We start from the raw sequence: 14,079 nt of genomic DNA on the forward strand, positions 1-14,079 counted from the left end.
GCTTTCCACGTGAGGCGCCCCGGTGCGGCTTCCCCGGGCCGGCGCGGGCCGTACAATAGAGCCCATGAGTACTTCCCTTCCCGATCCTTTAGGAACTCCGGGCGCGCCATCGGCCCCGGCCGGCCCGGCCACGGAATCTCAGCAATCCGTCGGGGTGCTGGAACGCACCGAAGAACGCCTTTCTCACGGTGATGAGGAGCGTTTCTCCCACTACGTGCGCAAGGACCGCCTTATGGCTTCCGCCGTGTACGGCCAGCCGGTGGTGGCGCTGTGCGGGAAGATTTGGATTCCTTCGCGCAACCCGGATCGCTATCCGGTGTGCCCCACCTGCAAGGAAATCCGTAAACAGATGGGCAACCAAGGCTCCGGATGGCCCTTCGGGCCGGACGTGCCGGGAAGTGGCAAGTGAGTCTGCACCGCTCGATTCCCGCTTCTACCCCGCATACCCCTTCCGTTTCCGCCGCTTCGAATCTCCCTCCGGCTTTCCCGGCCCGCGCGGCCTGGGGAACCACCTCGAGCCTGCGCTCCTGGCAGGCCGAAGCGCTGCGCCTCTACCTGGAGCGCATGCCCCGGGATTTCCTCGCGGTAGCTACCCCCGGGGCGGGTAAAACCACCTTCGCGCTGCGCGTCGCCGTCGAAATGCTCGCGCGCCACGAGGCCCGCACCATCACGGTGGTCTGCCCCACCGAACACCTGAAAACACAGTGGGCGCAGGCCGCGGCGCGCGTGGGTATTCAGCTGGACGCCGATTTCACCAACGCCCAGCGCACCGAAGGCTCCTTCTTCAACGGGGTGTGCGTGACCTATGCCCAGGTGGCCGCTAACCCGGCCCTGCATCGCGAACGCACCAGCGCCCGGCCCACCTTCGTGATCCTGGACGAGATTCACCACGGCGGGGATGCTCTCTCCTGGGGGGATGGCATTCGCGAAGCCTTCACTCCGGCCACCCGCCGCCTGGCCCTCACCGGCACGCCTTTCCGTTCGGATACCTCGCCCATTCCTTTTGTGACCTACGAACCGGATGGCTATGGGAACTTGCGCTCCAAAGCCGATTACACCTACGGTTACGCCCAGGCGCTGCGCGACGGGGTGGTTCGGCCGGTTATTTTCCTGTCCTATTCGGGGCAGGTGCGCTGGCAAACCAAGCAGGGTGACGTGGTGGCCGCGACCTTAGGCGAGCCACTCACCAAAGATATGACGGCGCAGGCTTGGCGTACCGCCCTCAATCCGGGTGGGGAGTGGATCCCGGAGGTGCTGTCCGCCGCGAACGAACGCCTCACGGTGGTGCGCCGCTCGCTACCCGATTCGGGTGGGCTGGTGATCGCCTCCAACCAGAAGGATGCCCGCGCGTACGCGCAGATCCTCACCGAGATCACCGGGGAAGCACCTACCGTGGTGCTCTCCGACGATGCCGGCGCGAACGAAAAAATCGCCACCTTCGCGGATTCTGATTCGCGGTGGATGGTGGCGGTGCGGATGGTATCCGAAGGGGTGGACGTGCCGCGCCTGGCCGTGGGCGTGTATGCCACCTCGGCTTCGACCCCGCTCTATTTCGCGCAGGCGATCGGGCGTTTCGTGCGGGCCCGGCGGCGCGGGGAAACCGCCACGGTGTTCCTGCCTTCGGTGCCGGTGCTCCTGGAGCTGGCCGCACAGATGGAAAAAGAACGCGACCACGCCATTTCGAAACAGGCGGAGGTGGCCGGCTGGGATGATGACCTGCTGGAGGCCGCCAACCGGGAAGAAAAGGCCAGTGAGGAACTGGAGGGCCCGGGTTACGAAGCCCTGGAATCGGGGGCGCTTTTCGATAGGGCTCTTTTCGACGGCGGTGAATTCGGGCTCGGGGCGGCCGTCGGTTCGGAAGAAGAAGCAGATTTCCTAGGGATTCCCGGGCTGCTCGAACCCGAAGAAGTGACCACGCTGCTGCGCGCCCACCAGGCCGAACAGGCAAAAAAGGCCCGCTCCCAGCGCCCGGCCCCGGGCGCCGATGAGCTCACCCGCCGGCGTACCGCCCGCAAGGAACTCACCCAGCTGGTGGCGGCCTGGGCGAAGAAAACCGGGGACCCGCACGCCCTTATCCACACGGAGTTGCGCCGCGCCTGCGGCGGCCCGGAAGTCGCCCGGGCGAGCGCCGACCAGATCGAAGCGCGCGTGAAAACACTGCGGCGCTGGTTCGTAGGCCAGCGCTAAGCGCTCTGGCCGCTTCGAACCAGCGCCGCAGCGAGCAGGAAGGCGAGCGGGAATTAAGCCGCGGCGTCGTCGCCAGGGAAAATATCCACCATGCGGGTGGGGATCGCGGGTTCCCCGGCGGAGAGGCGCCAGCCGTCGTAGGGGAGGGCGTCGCGCGAGGTGTCGTGGCGCAGGCGGGCGGCGGAGAGGACTTCCGTGCCGCAGTAACGTTCGTCGATGGTGCCGGCCTCTACCAGATGGACCTGGAGCGGGCGGGCGCCCTGTTTCTCCAGGTAGGCCAGGCCCTCGGCGAAACTCGAGGCGCTCACCACCAGTTCCTCGGTGGCGTGCCCGCCGCTCTCCAAGCGCCCGGCAACCTTGAGCCCGCCCACCGAAGCCTTATTCTCCGAAGCCTTGGCGACCTCCTCGGGCCGGCCGTCCGCACCTTCGCGCTGGACTAGCTTGTAGACCATTTGCGCGGTGGGAACCCCCGAGCCGGTGACCAGGCGGGTGCCCACCCCGTAGCCGTCCACCGGGGCGGAATTGAGGGAGGCGATCGCGTACTCATCAAGATCCGAAGTGACGGTGATCTTCGTGGAGGTGGCACCCAGGCGATCCAGCTGTTCACGTACCTTGAAGGCGGTGGCGATCAAATCACCCGAATCAATACGCACCGCACCGATCTCACCGCCGGCCGCGCGCCCGGCCGCCACCGCATTCTCCACGCCCTGCGCGATATTGTAGGTATCCACCAGCAGCGTGGTGCCGGTGCCCATGGCTGCGATCTGAGTATCGAAAGCTTCGCGCTCCGAATCGTGGACCAGAGTGAAAGAATGCGCCGAGGTGCCCGAAACCGGAATCCCGTACTGGCGCCCGGCCTCCAGATCCGAGGTGCCCACAAAACCGGCGATATAGGCCGCGCGGGCCGCGGAAACCGCGCTGCGTTCGTGGGTGCGGCGCGCCCCGAAGTCCACGCAGGGCCGCCCGTGCGCGGCAATCGTCATACGCGAGGCAGCCGTGGCCACCGCCGAGTCATAGTTGAAAATAGAAAGCGCGAGGGTTTCCAGCACGCAGCACTCCGCGAAGGTGCCCACCGCGGTGAGAATAGGGGAACCGGGGAAGTACATTTCACCTTCCGCGTAACCCCAAATATCGCCGGAGAAGCGGAAGGTGCGCAGCCACTCCAGGGTGGAATCAGAAACGATCTTATTGGCGCGCAGGTACTCAATTTCTTCTTCCCCGAAGCGGAAATTCTTCAGGGCGTCGAGCAGGCGGCCCGTGCCGGCCACCACCCCGTAGCGGCGCCCGCCCGGGAGCCGGCGCGCAAAAATCTCAAAAACGGCCCGCCGTTGGGCCTTTCCCGACTGCATGGCCGCATCCACCATGGTCAGCTCGTACATATCAGTGAGCAAAGCAGTTGAAACACTCATATGCCTGAGTCTACCCGCGCCCACCTGAGCTGGCCGGGGATGATAGGCCGCGCCGGCAGAAGCTGGCGGAGGATGATGGGCCGCGCCGATAAGCGCTGCCCGGGGATGATTCGCCGCGCCGATAAGAGCTTGGCACTAGGATGGAGATATGAGCGCGCACACATCTCCTGAAGATTTAGGGGCCAGCAGCCCGGCGAGCCGCACCGAAAGCCTCACGCTTTTCGAAGCGGTCACCGGCCCGGCCCGCGCCTGGCGCACCGTTGTGCACGATGATCCGATCAACCTCATGAGCTATGTGCAGTGGGTGTTCCAATCCTACTTTGGCCATTCGGCCGACCGCGCCCTCACCCTCATGTTAGAGGTCCATACCCGCGGGCGCGCCGTCGTATCAACCGGACCGCGCGAGCAGATGGAAACAGACGCCCGGGCCATGCACACCTACGGACTGCTCGCCACCATCGAAGAAGAACCGGAAGGTGGGAGATAATATGCTGCCCTTCCGCCCCGCCCGCGGCGGCTACCGTGCCAGCGTTGACGCGACCGAACGGCAACTTTTTGCCGGACTTGCGCGCGACGTCGCAACTCTGCTCGGCTACAACCTGGACGAAGAAATGCAAGAAAGCAGCGCGGATGTAACCGGGCCCGGCGCCGCGCACGCACCTGGCGCCCGCGGCAATGGTACGCCTGGCTCCCGCGGTAACAGCGCACGCGGCGTGGAAGAATCCAGCGATGTGCTCGCCTCCTACGAACGCGAATTAGCCGACCTGGAAACCACCCGCTGCTACACCCCTGCCTGCGATATGGATACCGCCCTCGCCCGGCTCCTGCCGGATATGTCCGAGGAACCCGAGCTCGCTGACGAATTGCGCGCCCTTACCGAATCCGCCGTCTGCCACACAAAAATCCGCAACCTGCTGGTTTTCTATACCTCCCTGGCGAGCGAGGCTGTATGGGTGAGTAATGAAGATGCCGGTAGCTGGCTGGCCGGCGCGAATGATATTCGGATCGTGCTCGGCACCCGCCGCGATATCACCACCGCGGCGGAATCCGAGGCCGTGACCTCCCGCGCGCTCGACATTATGGAATCCGAGCGCCCCCAAATCGATACCACCGACGACATGATCGGCGTGCTCTACGTAATTATTGCGTGGTGGCAAGATTCACTCATCACTGCCATTCAGAACAAGGACCTGCGGCGGTAACTTGACAGTATGGATTCCCGTCCCATTGGTATTTTTGATTCCGGCGTAGGTGGCCTCACGGTCGCGCGCGCGATTATTGACCAGCTTCCCGGCGAATCCATCACCTATATCGGGGATACCGCCCACTGCCCCTACGGCACCAAAACCATTCCCGAGGTACGCGCTTACGCCATGGACATCATGGAGAAACTGGTGGGCTCCGGCGTGAAAATGCTGGTCATCGCCTGCAATTCCGCCACCTCCGCCGCGCTCGCGGATGCCCGGCAGCGCTTCGCCACAGAGATGGGGATCCCGGTGCTGGAGGTGATCCGCCCGGCGGTGCGCCGCGCGGTGCGGGCCACCCGGAACGGGAAAATCGGGGTGATTGCCACCCCGGCCACCATCGAATCGGGGGCCTACCAGGATGCTTTTACGGCCGCCCCGAATCTGGAACTGACCACCCGGGCCTGCCCGCAGTTCGTGGAGCTGGTGGAACAGGGGCAGACGGCCGGTGCCCAGGTGCAGGCGGTTGCCGAACACTACCTCGCTCCGGTGCGGGCGGCCGGGGTGGATACCCTGGTGCTGGGCTGCACCCACTACCCGCTGCTCGCCGGTGTGATCTCCTACACCATGGGGGAGGACGTGACCATCGTGTCCTCCGCGGATGAAACCGCCCGCGATGTTTACCGCGAACTAGCCACCCGCGATATGTTTGCCGGCCCGGGAACCCCCCGGCGCCGCTTCTACGCCACCGGCGACCCGGTGAGTTTCGGGCACCTCGCCCGCAGATTCCTCGGTCCGGAAGTAGGAACCGTGCTATCTACGGAGGAACTCTCGGCATGAGACTGACGATCATTGGATGCTCCGGCTCAATGTCCGGGCCGGAATCACCCGCCTCGGCCTACCTAGTGCAGGCGGAAGGAATCGACGCGAACGGCGCCCCGCGCACCTACACCTTCACGCTGGATTTCGGCCCCGGCGCCATGGGCCATCTGCTGCGCTATACCGACCCGGCACTCCTGGACGCCATGGTGATTTCCCACCTCCACGCCGACCACTGCGCCGACCTCATCGGGATGCAGGTCTACCGGCGCTGGCATCCTTCCGGCCCGCTGCCCCGGGTGGCGGTGTACAGCCCCGGGGATGCGCGGCGGCGCGCCCGCCAACTGGGCGACGACGGCCCGGAAGAAACTTACGACGACGTTTTCGACTTCCGCCAGGTCCGCGCCGGGGATACCTTCCGCGTTGGCCCCATGACCATCCAGGCGTTCCCCGCCCTCCACACCGTGGAAACTTTCGCCTACCGGATCACCGGCCCCTCGGATCTGCGCCCCGGGGAGAACGTGGTGCTCACGTTCACGGGGGATACGGATATGTGCGACGGCGTCGTCGCCGCGGCGCGCGGCGCCGATTTACTCCTTTCCGAATGCGCTTATGAAGATGGGCGGGATACCGTGCGCGGCATTCACCTCACGGGTTCGCGGGCCGGGGCGCTGGCCGCGCAGGCCGGGGCCCATGAGATGCTCCTCACCCACCTCCAGCCGTGGACAGATCGGGAATCCGTGCGGGCCGCGGCGCGGGAAGAATACGAGGGCCGGGTGGCCTGCGTGCGAGCCGGGGAAGCCTTCCGGATCTAAGCGGGGTGCGCGGATCTCAGCAGGCTTGGGCAGGGCTCCGCGGGCGTGGTTTGGCATCAGCTGGCTACGCGGATTTTTCATGTTGTAGCGGCGCGGTAGCCTTAAGCCATGACTGAAAAGAACTCCAGCGCCACGCGAGCGGACGGGCGTGCCGTAGATGAGATGCGCCCCGTCACCATTGACCGCCACTATTTTGAGACCGGGGAAGGCAGTGTGCTGGTGCGCTTTGGGCGTACCACCGTGCTCTGCGTTGCTTCCTTTGAAGAAGGGGTGCCGCGCTGGCGCAAAGGCAGCGGGGAAGGCTGGGTAACCGCCGAATACTCCATGCTTCCGCGCGCTACCTCGGAGCGTTCCCCGCGCGAATCCGTGCGCGGGAAAATCGGGGGCCGCACCCATGAGATTTCGCGGTTGATTGGCCGCAGCCTGCGCGCCGCCGTTGATATGAAAGCCCTGGGGGAGAACACCATCACCCTGGATTGCGATGTGTTGCAGGCCGACGGCGGAACTCGCACCGCGGCTATTACCGGCGCTTTTGTGGCTCTGGCGGATGCCATCTCCTGGGCTCGGGCACGTAAGTTGGTGCGCCGCCCGGTCCTTACCACCTCGGTTTCCGCGGTTTCGGTGGGCATCATTGACGGCCAGCCGCGGCTCGATCTTCCTTATGAAGAGGACGTGCGCGCTGATACCGATATGAATATCGTGGCGCTGGGCAGCGGGGATTACGTGGAGGTTCAGGGAACCGCGGAACACCACCCCTTCAACCGCGCTGATCTTGGGGTTCTCCTTGACCTGGCGGATAAGGGCACCCGCGAGCTTCGTGAACTCCAGCATCGGGTGCTCTTCGAGGGGGAGAATCCGGTACGTAGCGATGTGTTTACCGGCGGTGACCAGTGGAAGTAGCGCAGCCGCGGCGCGTCGTCGTCGCTACCGGAAATGCCCATAAAGTCACGGAACTTCGCAATATTCTGGCGCCGTGGTTGCAGGAAATTGAGCTTGTCTCCGGCGCGGAGTTTGCGGTGCCTGAACCGGTGGAGGATGGCACCACGTTCGCGCAGAACGCGCTCATCAAAGCGCGGGCCTACGCGCGGGCTACCGGCCTGCCGGCTATTGCCGATGATTCGGGCCTGTGCGTAGATATTCTAGGTGGGGCGCCCGGGATTTTTTCGGCGCGCTGGAGCGGTCACCACGGGGACGACGCCGCGAACCGCCAGCTCCTCCTCGCCCAGCTCGCGGATGTGCCGCTGGCCAATCGTGGCGCTCATTTTCATTGCGCGGCCGCGCTGGTGACCCCGGAAGGCCATGAGGAAGTACGCGAAGGCGAAATGCCGGGCATCCTCCTCACCGCCGAGCGCGGCAGCGGGGGCTTCGGCTATGACCCGATCTTCGCGCCGGCCGGCTCCAGCCGTTCCAACGCGGAATTGAGCCCGGAGGAAAAGGATGCTATCTCCCACCGCGGCAAGGCATTTGCTCAGCTGGCACCGGTGATCGTGCAGGTGCTAGCCGAGCGGGCTTAGCAGCGGCCAATATAGCCGAGCGCTGCGCGCAAGAGAGCGGCGTGCCCATCGGACATTTCCGCCTGCAGCTCCGCGGTGCGTGCCTCCCCGGGCGTAAACCAGGTGAACTCCAGGGAGTCATTTCCCGGATCGCAATCCCCGTGAATGGGGATGATATAGGCCAGGTCTACCCGGTGCTGGCGCGCATCGTAATACCCGGCCTCCGGTTCGGGAGTGGGGAAGTATTCGGTGACCGTGAACGGGGCCAGATACGGCGGCAGTTGAGGAAGTGCCACCGAACCGAGGTCTTTATCGATATGGCGGATAAGCGCGGCGCGCACCGGTTCGTGGAACAGCACCCGCCCCGAGGGGAACTCCCGCAAAATCCCCTCAGAATCGGCACGCAGCAGCATCCCGATAGCGATCACCCGCCCGGTTTCATCCAGGCGAACCGGCACAATATCCACGTACACCATCGGGACCTTGTGCCGGACAAATTCGAGTTCCTCGGGGCTGAGCCACGGACCCATATCAGCTGCGTCGACTTCACTCATGTTCTTAATTTTGCCGGGCTTTACGGCCGCGTGGTCCACTCCACGCTACCCGCGAAACATCTGCATTTTCGCGTAGAGCACCGGCGCGGGTGGGGTTCGGCGCGCCATGCGGAAGCTAGACTGAGTGGCATGCGCCAAGCTCGATACCTCAACTACCTCGCCCTCGCCATTCTTGCGCTGGGCGTGGTCACCCTCGCTGTGGGTTGGTATATCGCCATCAGCGGGCATGCCCTCCCGCAATACGGAGTGATTCTCGCGCTCGGAACGGTTGGAGCGGTGGCGTGCGGGCTCGGGTACTGGAGTGAACGCCCCTGGATATTCGGGGCTGGCGCGGTTTTTATGCTGTGGTTCGCGCCCACGCCCCTGGGCCTGTGGCCTCTCGGGATTGGTATCGCCATGCTTATCGCGTGGGCCGTGCTTATTGTGAAGGAAAATAATGTTAAATTCTGGTGATCGTGCCCCGGATTTCACCTTGGACAGCACCGCGGGAACCTTCCGTCTTTCTGAACATCTGAACGACGGCACCCGTGGAGTCATCGTGTACTTCTACCCGAAAGCCAATACCCCAGGGTGTACTACCGAAGCTTGCGATTTTCGCGATAATCTCAATTCTCTGCGCTCGGCTGGCTATGCCGTGGTGGGAGTTTCCCCGGATTCGCTCACCTCGCTGGAGAAATTCCGGGAGAAGCAGGGGCTCAACTTTGTGCTCGCCTCCGATCCGGATCACGCGGTGGCAAGTGAATGGGGCGCTTGGGGAGAAAAGCAAAACTGGGGTAAAACGGTTACCGGAATGCGCCGCTCCACCGTGGTGGTCAATCCGGATGGCACCGTGGCAGCGGCTTTTTACAATGTGAAAGCTACCGGGCATGTGGCGCGGCTGCGCCGCGATCTCGGTATTGACGAATAAGTGGGAAAGGTGAATGGCTGGAACGCGGGTCTTGGCGTTGTGATCGTGCGATAGTTTCTGATCTTTCGGTCCTTTCGGCGTTCCCGGCCTTTTCTGGCTTTCCTGGCCCTTTCCGAATTTTCCTACACCGGGAAATCCGCTAGGATAGACCGGTACGCGCGCGTGGCGGAACTGGTAGACGCGCTGGATTTAGGTTCCAGTGCCTTTGGGCGTGAGGGTTCGAGTCCCTCCGTGCGCACATTTTTTCCCTTGATATCAAGCCAAAAAGTGTTTCGGTTGGGTGCCTGTGGACACGGCGTGGACACGAAGGGCACAGTTAGGTACGGGGTATGGCTTCTATTGAGAAACGGGTGCGCAAGGACGGTACGCCTACGTGGCGTGTCCGGTTTCGTTTGACGCCGGACGGGAACCCGGTGTCTGAGACGTTTTCCACGGCTGAGGCCGCGCCCCTATAGCGCGGCACCGTCCCCTTGCCAGGTCTTGCACCCGGTCAGTCCCTAAACGGTCAAGGGGGGAGGGGAGAGCGGGCGAACGCTGTCACCATTCGCCCGCCTACGGTCAGCAGTTACTAACTAGCGTCAAACTCATTGAGCATCATTTTCACGATCTCAAAGAGCCTTTCACGGCGCTTAGCATTGCTCTCTACGACAATTAGCCGTATCATTTGGAGCAGTGAGTTAGTTTCTGCGTTTCTCATAGGAAACTCCTCTCTTGAGGAAAGTCGCCCGGTGTTGACCCGCCGGGCGCTTTCATTTGGCACCGTCCGGATGGACGGCAACCCCGCACTAACCGGGGGCGACTAGCCCGTGTCCATGGACACGAAATAGCGAGCGAAGCAAGCGATTTGAGCGAATAGAGCGACACTCAAAACGCTGGAAACACTAGGAAACAAGCCAAAACAAGGAGTTCACGCTGTCGCCGTTGACAGGTTCGAGTCCCTCCGTGCGCACTCATTGCGACCTTAGCTATCTGCGCGGATATGTAGGCCGACGCTGCTACTGGCACAGGGCCGCCCGCATGACCTCCACGGGAATGTCGGTGCGGCCCAGCCAGATTTCTTCGGCAAAAACGCCCTGCCACAGCAGCATATCCAAGCCGGATACGCATCCCGCGCCGGCGCGGCGAGCGCGCTGGAGCAGCTCCGTTTCCAGCGGTTCGTACACCGCATCAAAAACAATATGGCCCGGGCGCAGCCAGCTTTCAGGGATCAGAGCGCCCGGGTGGGCGCTCATGCCCACGCTCGTGGCATTGACCAGAAGGGAAGCGGCCTCAACCTCGCGGCGCAGCGCCTGCTCATCAGCAAGGTCACAAAGCTGGGCATCCACACCGGTTTCGGCACGCAAGCGAGCCAAAATCTCAATAGCCCGTTCGTAATTCTGCCCGCGTCGGGAAAAGACCCGGATGCGGGATACCCCTTCGAGGGCGGCCCGGGTATAGATCGCGCGCGAAGCTCCACCCGCCCCTAAAATCACCACCGAATCGCCAGGATCGTATCCAGCTGCCCGCACCGCCGCAAAAGCGCCGCGGCCATCGGTATTGTGCCCGACCGTGCTCCCATCCTCGCGGATGTGAACAGTGTTTACCGACTCCATGAGCCGGGCATCGTCGGAGAGCTCATCAACGCTCTCATACACGGCAGTTTTATGCGGCATGGTCACGTTAAAACCGCCAAAACCCAGGTCTCGCAAAGCCGCGACCGCCCGCGCACCCGCATCCGGAGCAATATCGAAAGCCAGGTAAACGGCGTTTACACCCAGGTGGGCGAAGGACGCATTATGCATGGCGGGGGAGCGGGAATGACCCACCGGGTGCCCGATAACGGCGTAGCTGACCGTACGCCCATCAATCCCCATCGCGCTACTTCTCACCGCCGGCCGGCTCGCCAGGCTGCTGCCCGGAGCGATCTCCGAGCTGCCCGGCCGCGCCACGCTCGCCGCGCCGCCGCAGCCGCTCGAGCCGGCGCTGCGCGCGCCGTTCTTTCCGGGCCGCCCGCCGGCGTTCCTTCGCCTCTGATTTCTTCGTGGACTCGGAATGGTTCGCCCCGTAAATACCATCCACAACATCACGGTACCGTTCGAGCACCACTTCGCGGCGCACCTTCAGTGACGGCGTGAGCAGGCCATTTGCCTCGCTGAAATCACCGGGCACAATCACGAATTTCCGGATGGACTCCGCCCGTGAAACCTGCGCGTTCGTGCGGTCAATCGCGCGCTGGAGCGAAGCGTTCACGGCCTCGGAATTCATTGCCTCGGCCGGACTCATCTTCGGCAAACCGTGTGAGGAAAGCCAGGAGGGAAGCATCTGCGCATCAAGGGTAATCAACGCAGAAATGAAAGGCTCCCCATCACCCAACACCACCACATTGGAAATGAGGGGATGGGAACTCAGCTTATCCTCCAGCACGGCCGGTGCCACATTCTTGCCCCCGGCCGTCACAATAAGATGCTTCTTCCGGCCAGTAATAGTGAGGTTGCCACGTTTATCGAGCGTCCCGAGATCCCCGGTGTGGAACCAGCCGTCCGCAAAGGCAGCCGCGGTAGCTTCGGGATTGTTATGGTAACCGCGGAAGACAGAGTGGCCCTTGACCAAGACTTCGCCGTCGTCGGCAAGTTTAATACGCATGCCCGGAAGCGGCCATCCAACGGTACCCAGCACGGGATTTGCCGCGCGCGTGGCATTTGCCGGACCGGTGGTTTCGGTGAGGCCGTAACCTTCCACCACGGTGAGCCCGATGCCGCGGTAGAAGCGCCCCAGGCGGGTGCCCAGCGGCGCCCCGGCGGAAATGGCAAAACGAATCCGCCCGCCCATCGCCTCGCGCAATTTATTGAAGACCAGTTTGCGTGCCAGCGCGCGTTTCACCGCGAAAATCGGGCTGCGCCGGCGCCGGGTGCCGTTCTGCACCGCAATATCGGCCGCCCACCGGAAAATCCGGCGCCGCAGGCCCGCCCCGGCTTTCGCCTCGGCCGCGTTATAGACCTTTTCCAAAACGCGCGGCACCACCAGCAGCAGGGTGGGTTTGAAAGTCTCCAGGTCGCTCATGAGGTTTTTGAGATTGCCCACGAAGCCCACCGAAATACGGGTGGCTAGCCCGAAGTAGGCGCAAATCCGCCCCATCACATGCGCCATGGGGAGGAAGAGTAGCAGCGAAGCCTGCGGATTATTGAGAATCTCCGGTTCGTAATGCCACGTTCCCAGCACGGTACGCGCGAAATTCCCGTGGGTGAGTTCCACGCCCTTGGGATCTCCGGTGGTGCCCGAGGTATAAATAATGGTCGCGAGCGAATCGGCCGTAACCGCCGCGATACGGGCGTCCAGGTCTTCTTCGGGAACTTCGAGGGCCGCGGCATTGAGCGCGGCGCGCCAATCTTCCGTCATGACGGTCGCGGGCGGAATCGCGGGCGGGGTCACCGAATCCACCAGTTCCGCGTGGGCGCGAGTATCGGTGAAAATATGGGTGATCTGCGCATCGGCAACCATCCACGCGATCTGCTTCGCGGAACTTGTTTCATAAATAGGAACCGGCACCACCCCGATATGCAAAGCGGCCGCGTCCAGCAGCGCCCATTCGTAGGAGGTTGCCGCGAGGATCCCGATGCGTTCGCCATGCCCGAGCCCCAGGCCGATGAGCCCGCGGGCGGTGAGCCGCACCTGCTCGAGGAATTCCGTAATCGTCAACGGTTTCCAGTTCCCGCCAATCGAGCTCTGGATATGCACCGCGATATCGCGCGGATGCTTGCGTTGCCGCTGCGCGAGCAGCCACGGAACCGTGTGATACGACTCGTTCTTGAAAGGAGCTTTTTGCGATAGGGAACCATCGCGGTGCTTCTTCATCTATCCTCCTGCATGGGCCTGCCCGCGACGCGGGTGCGGCCCCGGTTGTGTAGTTGATTCCCGCTCTATTTAGTTCGCCGCGAGGACCGGGTTGCGCAGCACCCCGAAACCTTCGATTTCACATTCCACGACGTCGCCCGCTTTCAGCGGGGGCTCACCGTTAAAGGCACCGGGCAGAATGATATCGCCGGGAAGCAGGGTGCAGCGGCGCGACGCCGCCGCCACCGACTGCGCCACGGAAAGCGGATAATCGGAGGTCCGCGCCCGGGTGTAGGTTTCCCCGTTCACCCGCGAGGTCATCGCCAGATCACTCACATCAATATCCGTGAGAATATAGGGGCCCACCGGCAGTGCGGTATCAAACATCTTCTGCGCCCCGTTCACATCCCCGCGGGCCGTCACATCATTAATAATGGTGTAACCGAAAACGGCCTCCAGCGCGCGCTCCTCGGGAACATCCTTGGCAACCCGGCCGATAATAATGCCGAGCTCCACTTCGTGGGCGAGGCCTTCGCTGGCCCACTCCGGAATAATAATCGGATCATCGGGCCCGCATACCGCCGTATTGGGCTTCATAAAGAAGAAAAGATCAGCGGCGGTGGCGCCCGGCGCGGTCGCATTACCGAAGCCAATCGCCTTCGAGCGCGGAATCATGGGGGAGAGGAGCACGGCATCGGCGGCGGCCACCCGTTCCCCGGTGGGCTGAATTTCCCCGAAAATTGGATCATCGGCGAGGATAACGAAGTCATCGGCGCCTTCGTCGTAGACCGCGTAGCGCGGCCCCTGGCTCAAACTCAAGCGTGCTATTTTCATATCATTAACCTTAGTATTTCACCTAGACTTTAGCGACAGGCGCCCCGAAGGTGCGTTGAAGGTGCGG

The 14,079-nt window shown here is 63.3% G+C and carries 15 protein-coding genes and 1 tRNA gene; 11 read left to right on the forward strand and 5 right to left on the reverse strand.

Features of this window, described 5'->3' with window-relative positions; all coding sequences use genetic code 11:
* The first annotated feature begins 64 nt into the window (after positions 1-64).
* Together ACRQFC_RS01695 and ACRQFC_RS01700 are read left to right on the forward strand one after the other, a co-directional pair.
* Positions 65-409, forward strand: coding sequence for a DUF3039 domain-containing protein (locus ACRQFC_RS01695; protein ID WP_026429494.1), 345 nt, complete (start codon positions 65-67; stop codon positions 407-409).
* Positions 370-2,187 carry a DEAD/DEAH box helicase gene (locus ACRQFC_RS01700; protein WP_234984511.1) on the forward strand — a complete coding sequence of 606 codons (1,818 nt, stop codon included), beginning with the start codon at positions 370-372 and terminating at the stop codon, positions 2,185-2,187. Before ACRQFC_RS01695 ends, ACRQFC_RS01700 begins: the two co-directional genes overlap by 40 nt.
* Positions 2,188-2,240: 53 nt before the next feature.
* On the opposite strand, the gene ACRQFC_RS01705 is transcribed toward ACRQFC_RS01700, so the two are convergent.
* Positions 2,241-3,596 (reverse strand): nicotinate phosphoribosyltransferase, encoded by a 1,356-nt coding sequence (locus ACRQFC_RS01705; RefSeq protein WP_026429492.1) that lies wholly within the window; start codon positions 3,594-3,596, stop codon positions 2,241-2,243.
* A gap of 148 nt (positions 3,597-3,744) precedes the next feature.
* Between ACRQFC_RS01705 and clpS the strand changes: the two genes are divergently transcribed.
* The 6 genes from clpS (at position 3,745) to rdgB (ending at position 7,928) form a co-directional block, all read left to right on the forward strand.
* The gene (gene clpS, locus ACRQFC_RS01710) at positions 3,745-4,083 is read left to right on the forward strand and encodes an ATP-dependent Clp protease adapter ClpS (protein ID WP_087070910.1); all 339 of its coding nucleotides are present in this window, start codon (positions 3,745-3,747) and stop codon (positions 4,081-4,083) included.
* The gene (locus ACRQFC_RS01715) at positions 4,073-4,798 is read left to right on the forward strand and encodes a DUF2017 family protein (RefSeq protein ID WP_087070909.1); all 726 of its coding nucleotides are present in this window, start codon (positions 4,073-4,075) and stop codon (positions 4,796-4,798) included. The genes clpS and ACRQFC_RS01715 overlap by 11 nt, the downstream gene beginning before the upstream one ends.
* 9 nt (positions 4,799-4,807) lie before the next feature.
* Complete coding sequence (gene murI / locus ACRQFC_RS01720) at positions 4,808-5,620, forward strand: glutamate racemase (RefSeq protein WP_087070908.1); 813 nt, start codon at positions 4,808-4,810, stop codon at positions 5,618-5,620.
* Entirely contained in the window at positions 5,617-6,414 is a 798-nt protein-coding gene (locus tag ACRQFC_RS01725; RefSeq protein ID WP_087070907.1) for an MBL fold metallo-hydrolase, read from the forward strand. Before murI ends, ACRQFC_RS01725 begins: the two co-directional genes overlap by 4 nt.
* A gap of 108 nt (positions 6,415-6,522) precedes the next feature.
* On the forward strand, positions 6,523-7,314 hold the full coding sequence (gene rph, locus ACRQFC_RS01730; protein WP_087070906.1) for a ribonuclease PH: 792 nt from the start codon (positions 6,523-6,525) through the stop codon (positions 7,312-7,314).
* Complete coding sequence (gene rdgB, locus ACRQFC_RS01735) at positions 7,305-7,928, forward strand: RdgB/HAM1 family non-canonical purine NTP pyrophosphatase (RefSeq protein ID WP_087070905.1); 624 nt, start codon at positions 7,305-7,307, stop codon at positions 7,926-7,928. Before rph ends, rdgB begins: the two co-directional genes overlap by 10 nt.
* Here the strand turns inward: rdgB and ACRQFC_RS01740 are convergent.
* Positions 7,925-8,461, reverse strand: a complete 537-nt coding sequence (locus ACRQFC_RS01740) for a DUF4916 domain-containing protein (protein WP_026429485.1) — start codon at positions 8,459-8,461, stop codon at positions 7,925-7,927. The two genes, rdgB and ACRQFC_RS01740, sit on opposite strands and share 4 nt — an antisense overlap.
* A gap of 129 nt (positions 8,462-8,590) precedes the next feature.
* Between ACRQFC_RS01740 and ACRQFC_RS01745 the strand changes: the two genes are divergently transcribed.
* From ACRQFC_RS01745 to ACRQFC_RS01755, 3 genes are all read left to right on the forward strand, one after another.
* Positions 8,591-8,914 (forward strand): hypothetical protein, encoded by a 324-nt coding sequence (locus tag ACRQFC_RS01745; RefSeq protein WP_101595090.1) that lies wholly within the window; start codon positions 8,591-8,593, stop codon positions 8,912-8,914.
* Entirely contained in the window at positions 8,898-9,368 is a 471-nt protein-coding gene (gene bcp / locus ACRQFC_RS01750; RefSeq protein WP_101595086.1) for a thioredoxin-dependent thiol peroxidase, read from the forward strand. The genes ACRQFC_RS01745 and bcp overlap by 17 nt, the downstream gene beginning before the upstream one ends.
* 156 nt (positions 9,369-9,524) lie before the next feature.
* Positions 9,525-9,606: transfer RNA gene (locus ACRQFC_RS01755), tRNA-Leu, on the forward strand.
* A gap of 757 nt (positions 9,607-10,363) precedes the next feature.
* On the opposite strand, the gene aroE is transcribed toward ACRQFC_RS01755, so the two are convergent.
* From aroE to ACRQFC_RS01770, 3 genes are all read right to left on the reverse strand, one after another.
* On the reverse strand, positions 10,364-11,221 hold the full coding sequence (gene aroE / locus ACRQFC_RS01760) for a shikimate dehydrogenase (RefSeq protein ID WP_101595082.1): 858 nt from the start codon (positions 11,219-11,221) through the stop codon (positions 10,364-10,366).
* 4 nt (positions 11,222-11,225) lie between these two features.
* Positions 11,226-13,199, reverse strand: coding sequence for an AMP-dependent synthetase/ligase (locus ACRQFC_RS01765; protein ID WP_101595079.1), 1,974 nt, complete (start codon positions 13,197-13,199; stop codon positions 11,226-11,228).
* Positions 13,200-13,268: 69 nt separating this feature from the next.
* Positions 13,269-14,012 carry a fumarylacetoacetate hydrolase family protein gene (locus ACRQFC_RS01770; protein WP_101595075.1) on the reverse strand — a complete coding sequence of 248 codons (744 nt, stop codon included), beginning with the start codon at positions 14,010-14,012 and terminating at the stop codon, positions 13,269-13,271.
* Positions 14,013-14,079: the final 67 nt, after the last annotated feature.

Origin of the sequence: Actinotignum inguinis, assembly GCF_051265835.1 — a bacterium.
Taxonomy (GTDB): Bacteria; Actinomycetota; Actinomycetes; order Actinomycetales; family Actinomycetaceae; genus Actinotignum; species Actinotignum timonense.

Excerpts from the sequence above, each read along its gene's own strand:
- ACRQFC_RS01695 (WP_026429494.1), top strand. The coding sequence starts at position 65 with ATGAGTACTTCCCTTCCCGATCCTTTAGGAACTCCGGGCGCGCCATCG.
- ACRQFC_RS01700 (WP_234984511.1), top strand. The coding sequence starts at position 370 with ATGGCCCTTCGGGCCGGACGTGCCGGGAAGTGGCAAGTGAGTCTGCAC.
- ACRQFC_RS01705 (WP_026429492.1), bottom strand. The coding sequence starts at position 3,596 with ATGAGTGTTTCAACTGCTTTGCTCACTGATATGTACGAGCTGACCATG.
- clpS (WP_087070910.1), top strand. The coding sequence starts at position 3,745 with ATGAGCGCGCACACATCTCCTGAAGATTTAGGGGCCAGCAGCCCGGCG.
- murI (WP_087070908.1), top strand. The coding sequence starts at position 4,808 with ATGGATTCCCGTCCCATTGGTATTTTTGATTCCGGCGTAGGTGGCCTC.
- ACRQFC_RS01725 (WP_087070907.1), top strand. The coding sequence starts at position 5,617 with ATGAGACTGACGATCATTGGATGCTCCGGCTCAATGTCCGGGCCGGAA.
- rph (WP_087070906.1), top strand. The coding sequence starts at position 6,523 with ATGACTGAAAAGAACTCCAGCGCCACGCGAGCGGACGGGCGTGCCGTA.
- ACRQFC_RS01740 (WP_026429485.1), bottom strand. The coding sequence starts at position 8,461 with ATGAGTGAAGTCGACGCAGCTGATATGGGTCCGTGGCTCAGCCCCGAG.
- ACRQFC_RS01745 (WP_101595090.1), top strand. The coding sequence starts at position 8,591 with ATGCGCCAAGCTCGATACCTCAACTACCTCGCCCTCGCCATTCTTGCG.
- bcp (WP_101595086.1), top strand. The coding sequence starts at position 8,898 with ATGTTAAATTCTGGTGATCGTGCCCCGGATTTCACCTTGGACAGCACC.
- aroE (WP_101595082.1), bottom strand. The coding sequence starts at position 11,221 with ATGGGGATTGATGGGCGTACGGTCAGCTACGCCGTTATCGGGCACCCG.
- ACRQFC_RS01765 (WP_101595079.1), bottom strand. The coding sequence starts at position 13,199 with ATGAAGAAGCACCGCGATGGTTCCCTATCGCAAAAAGCTCCTTTCAAG.
- ACRQFC_RS01770 (WP_101595075.1), bottom strand. The coding sequence starts at position 14,012 with ATGAAAATAGCACGCTTGAGTTTGAGCCAGGGGCCGCGCTACGCGGTC.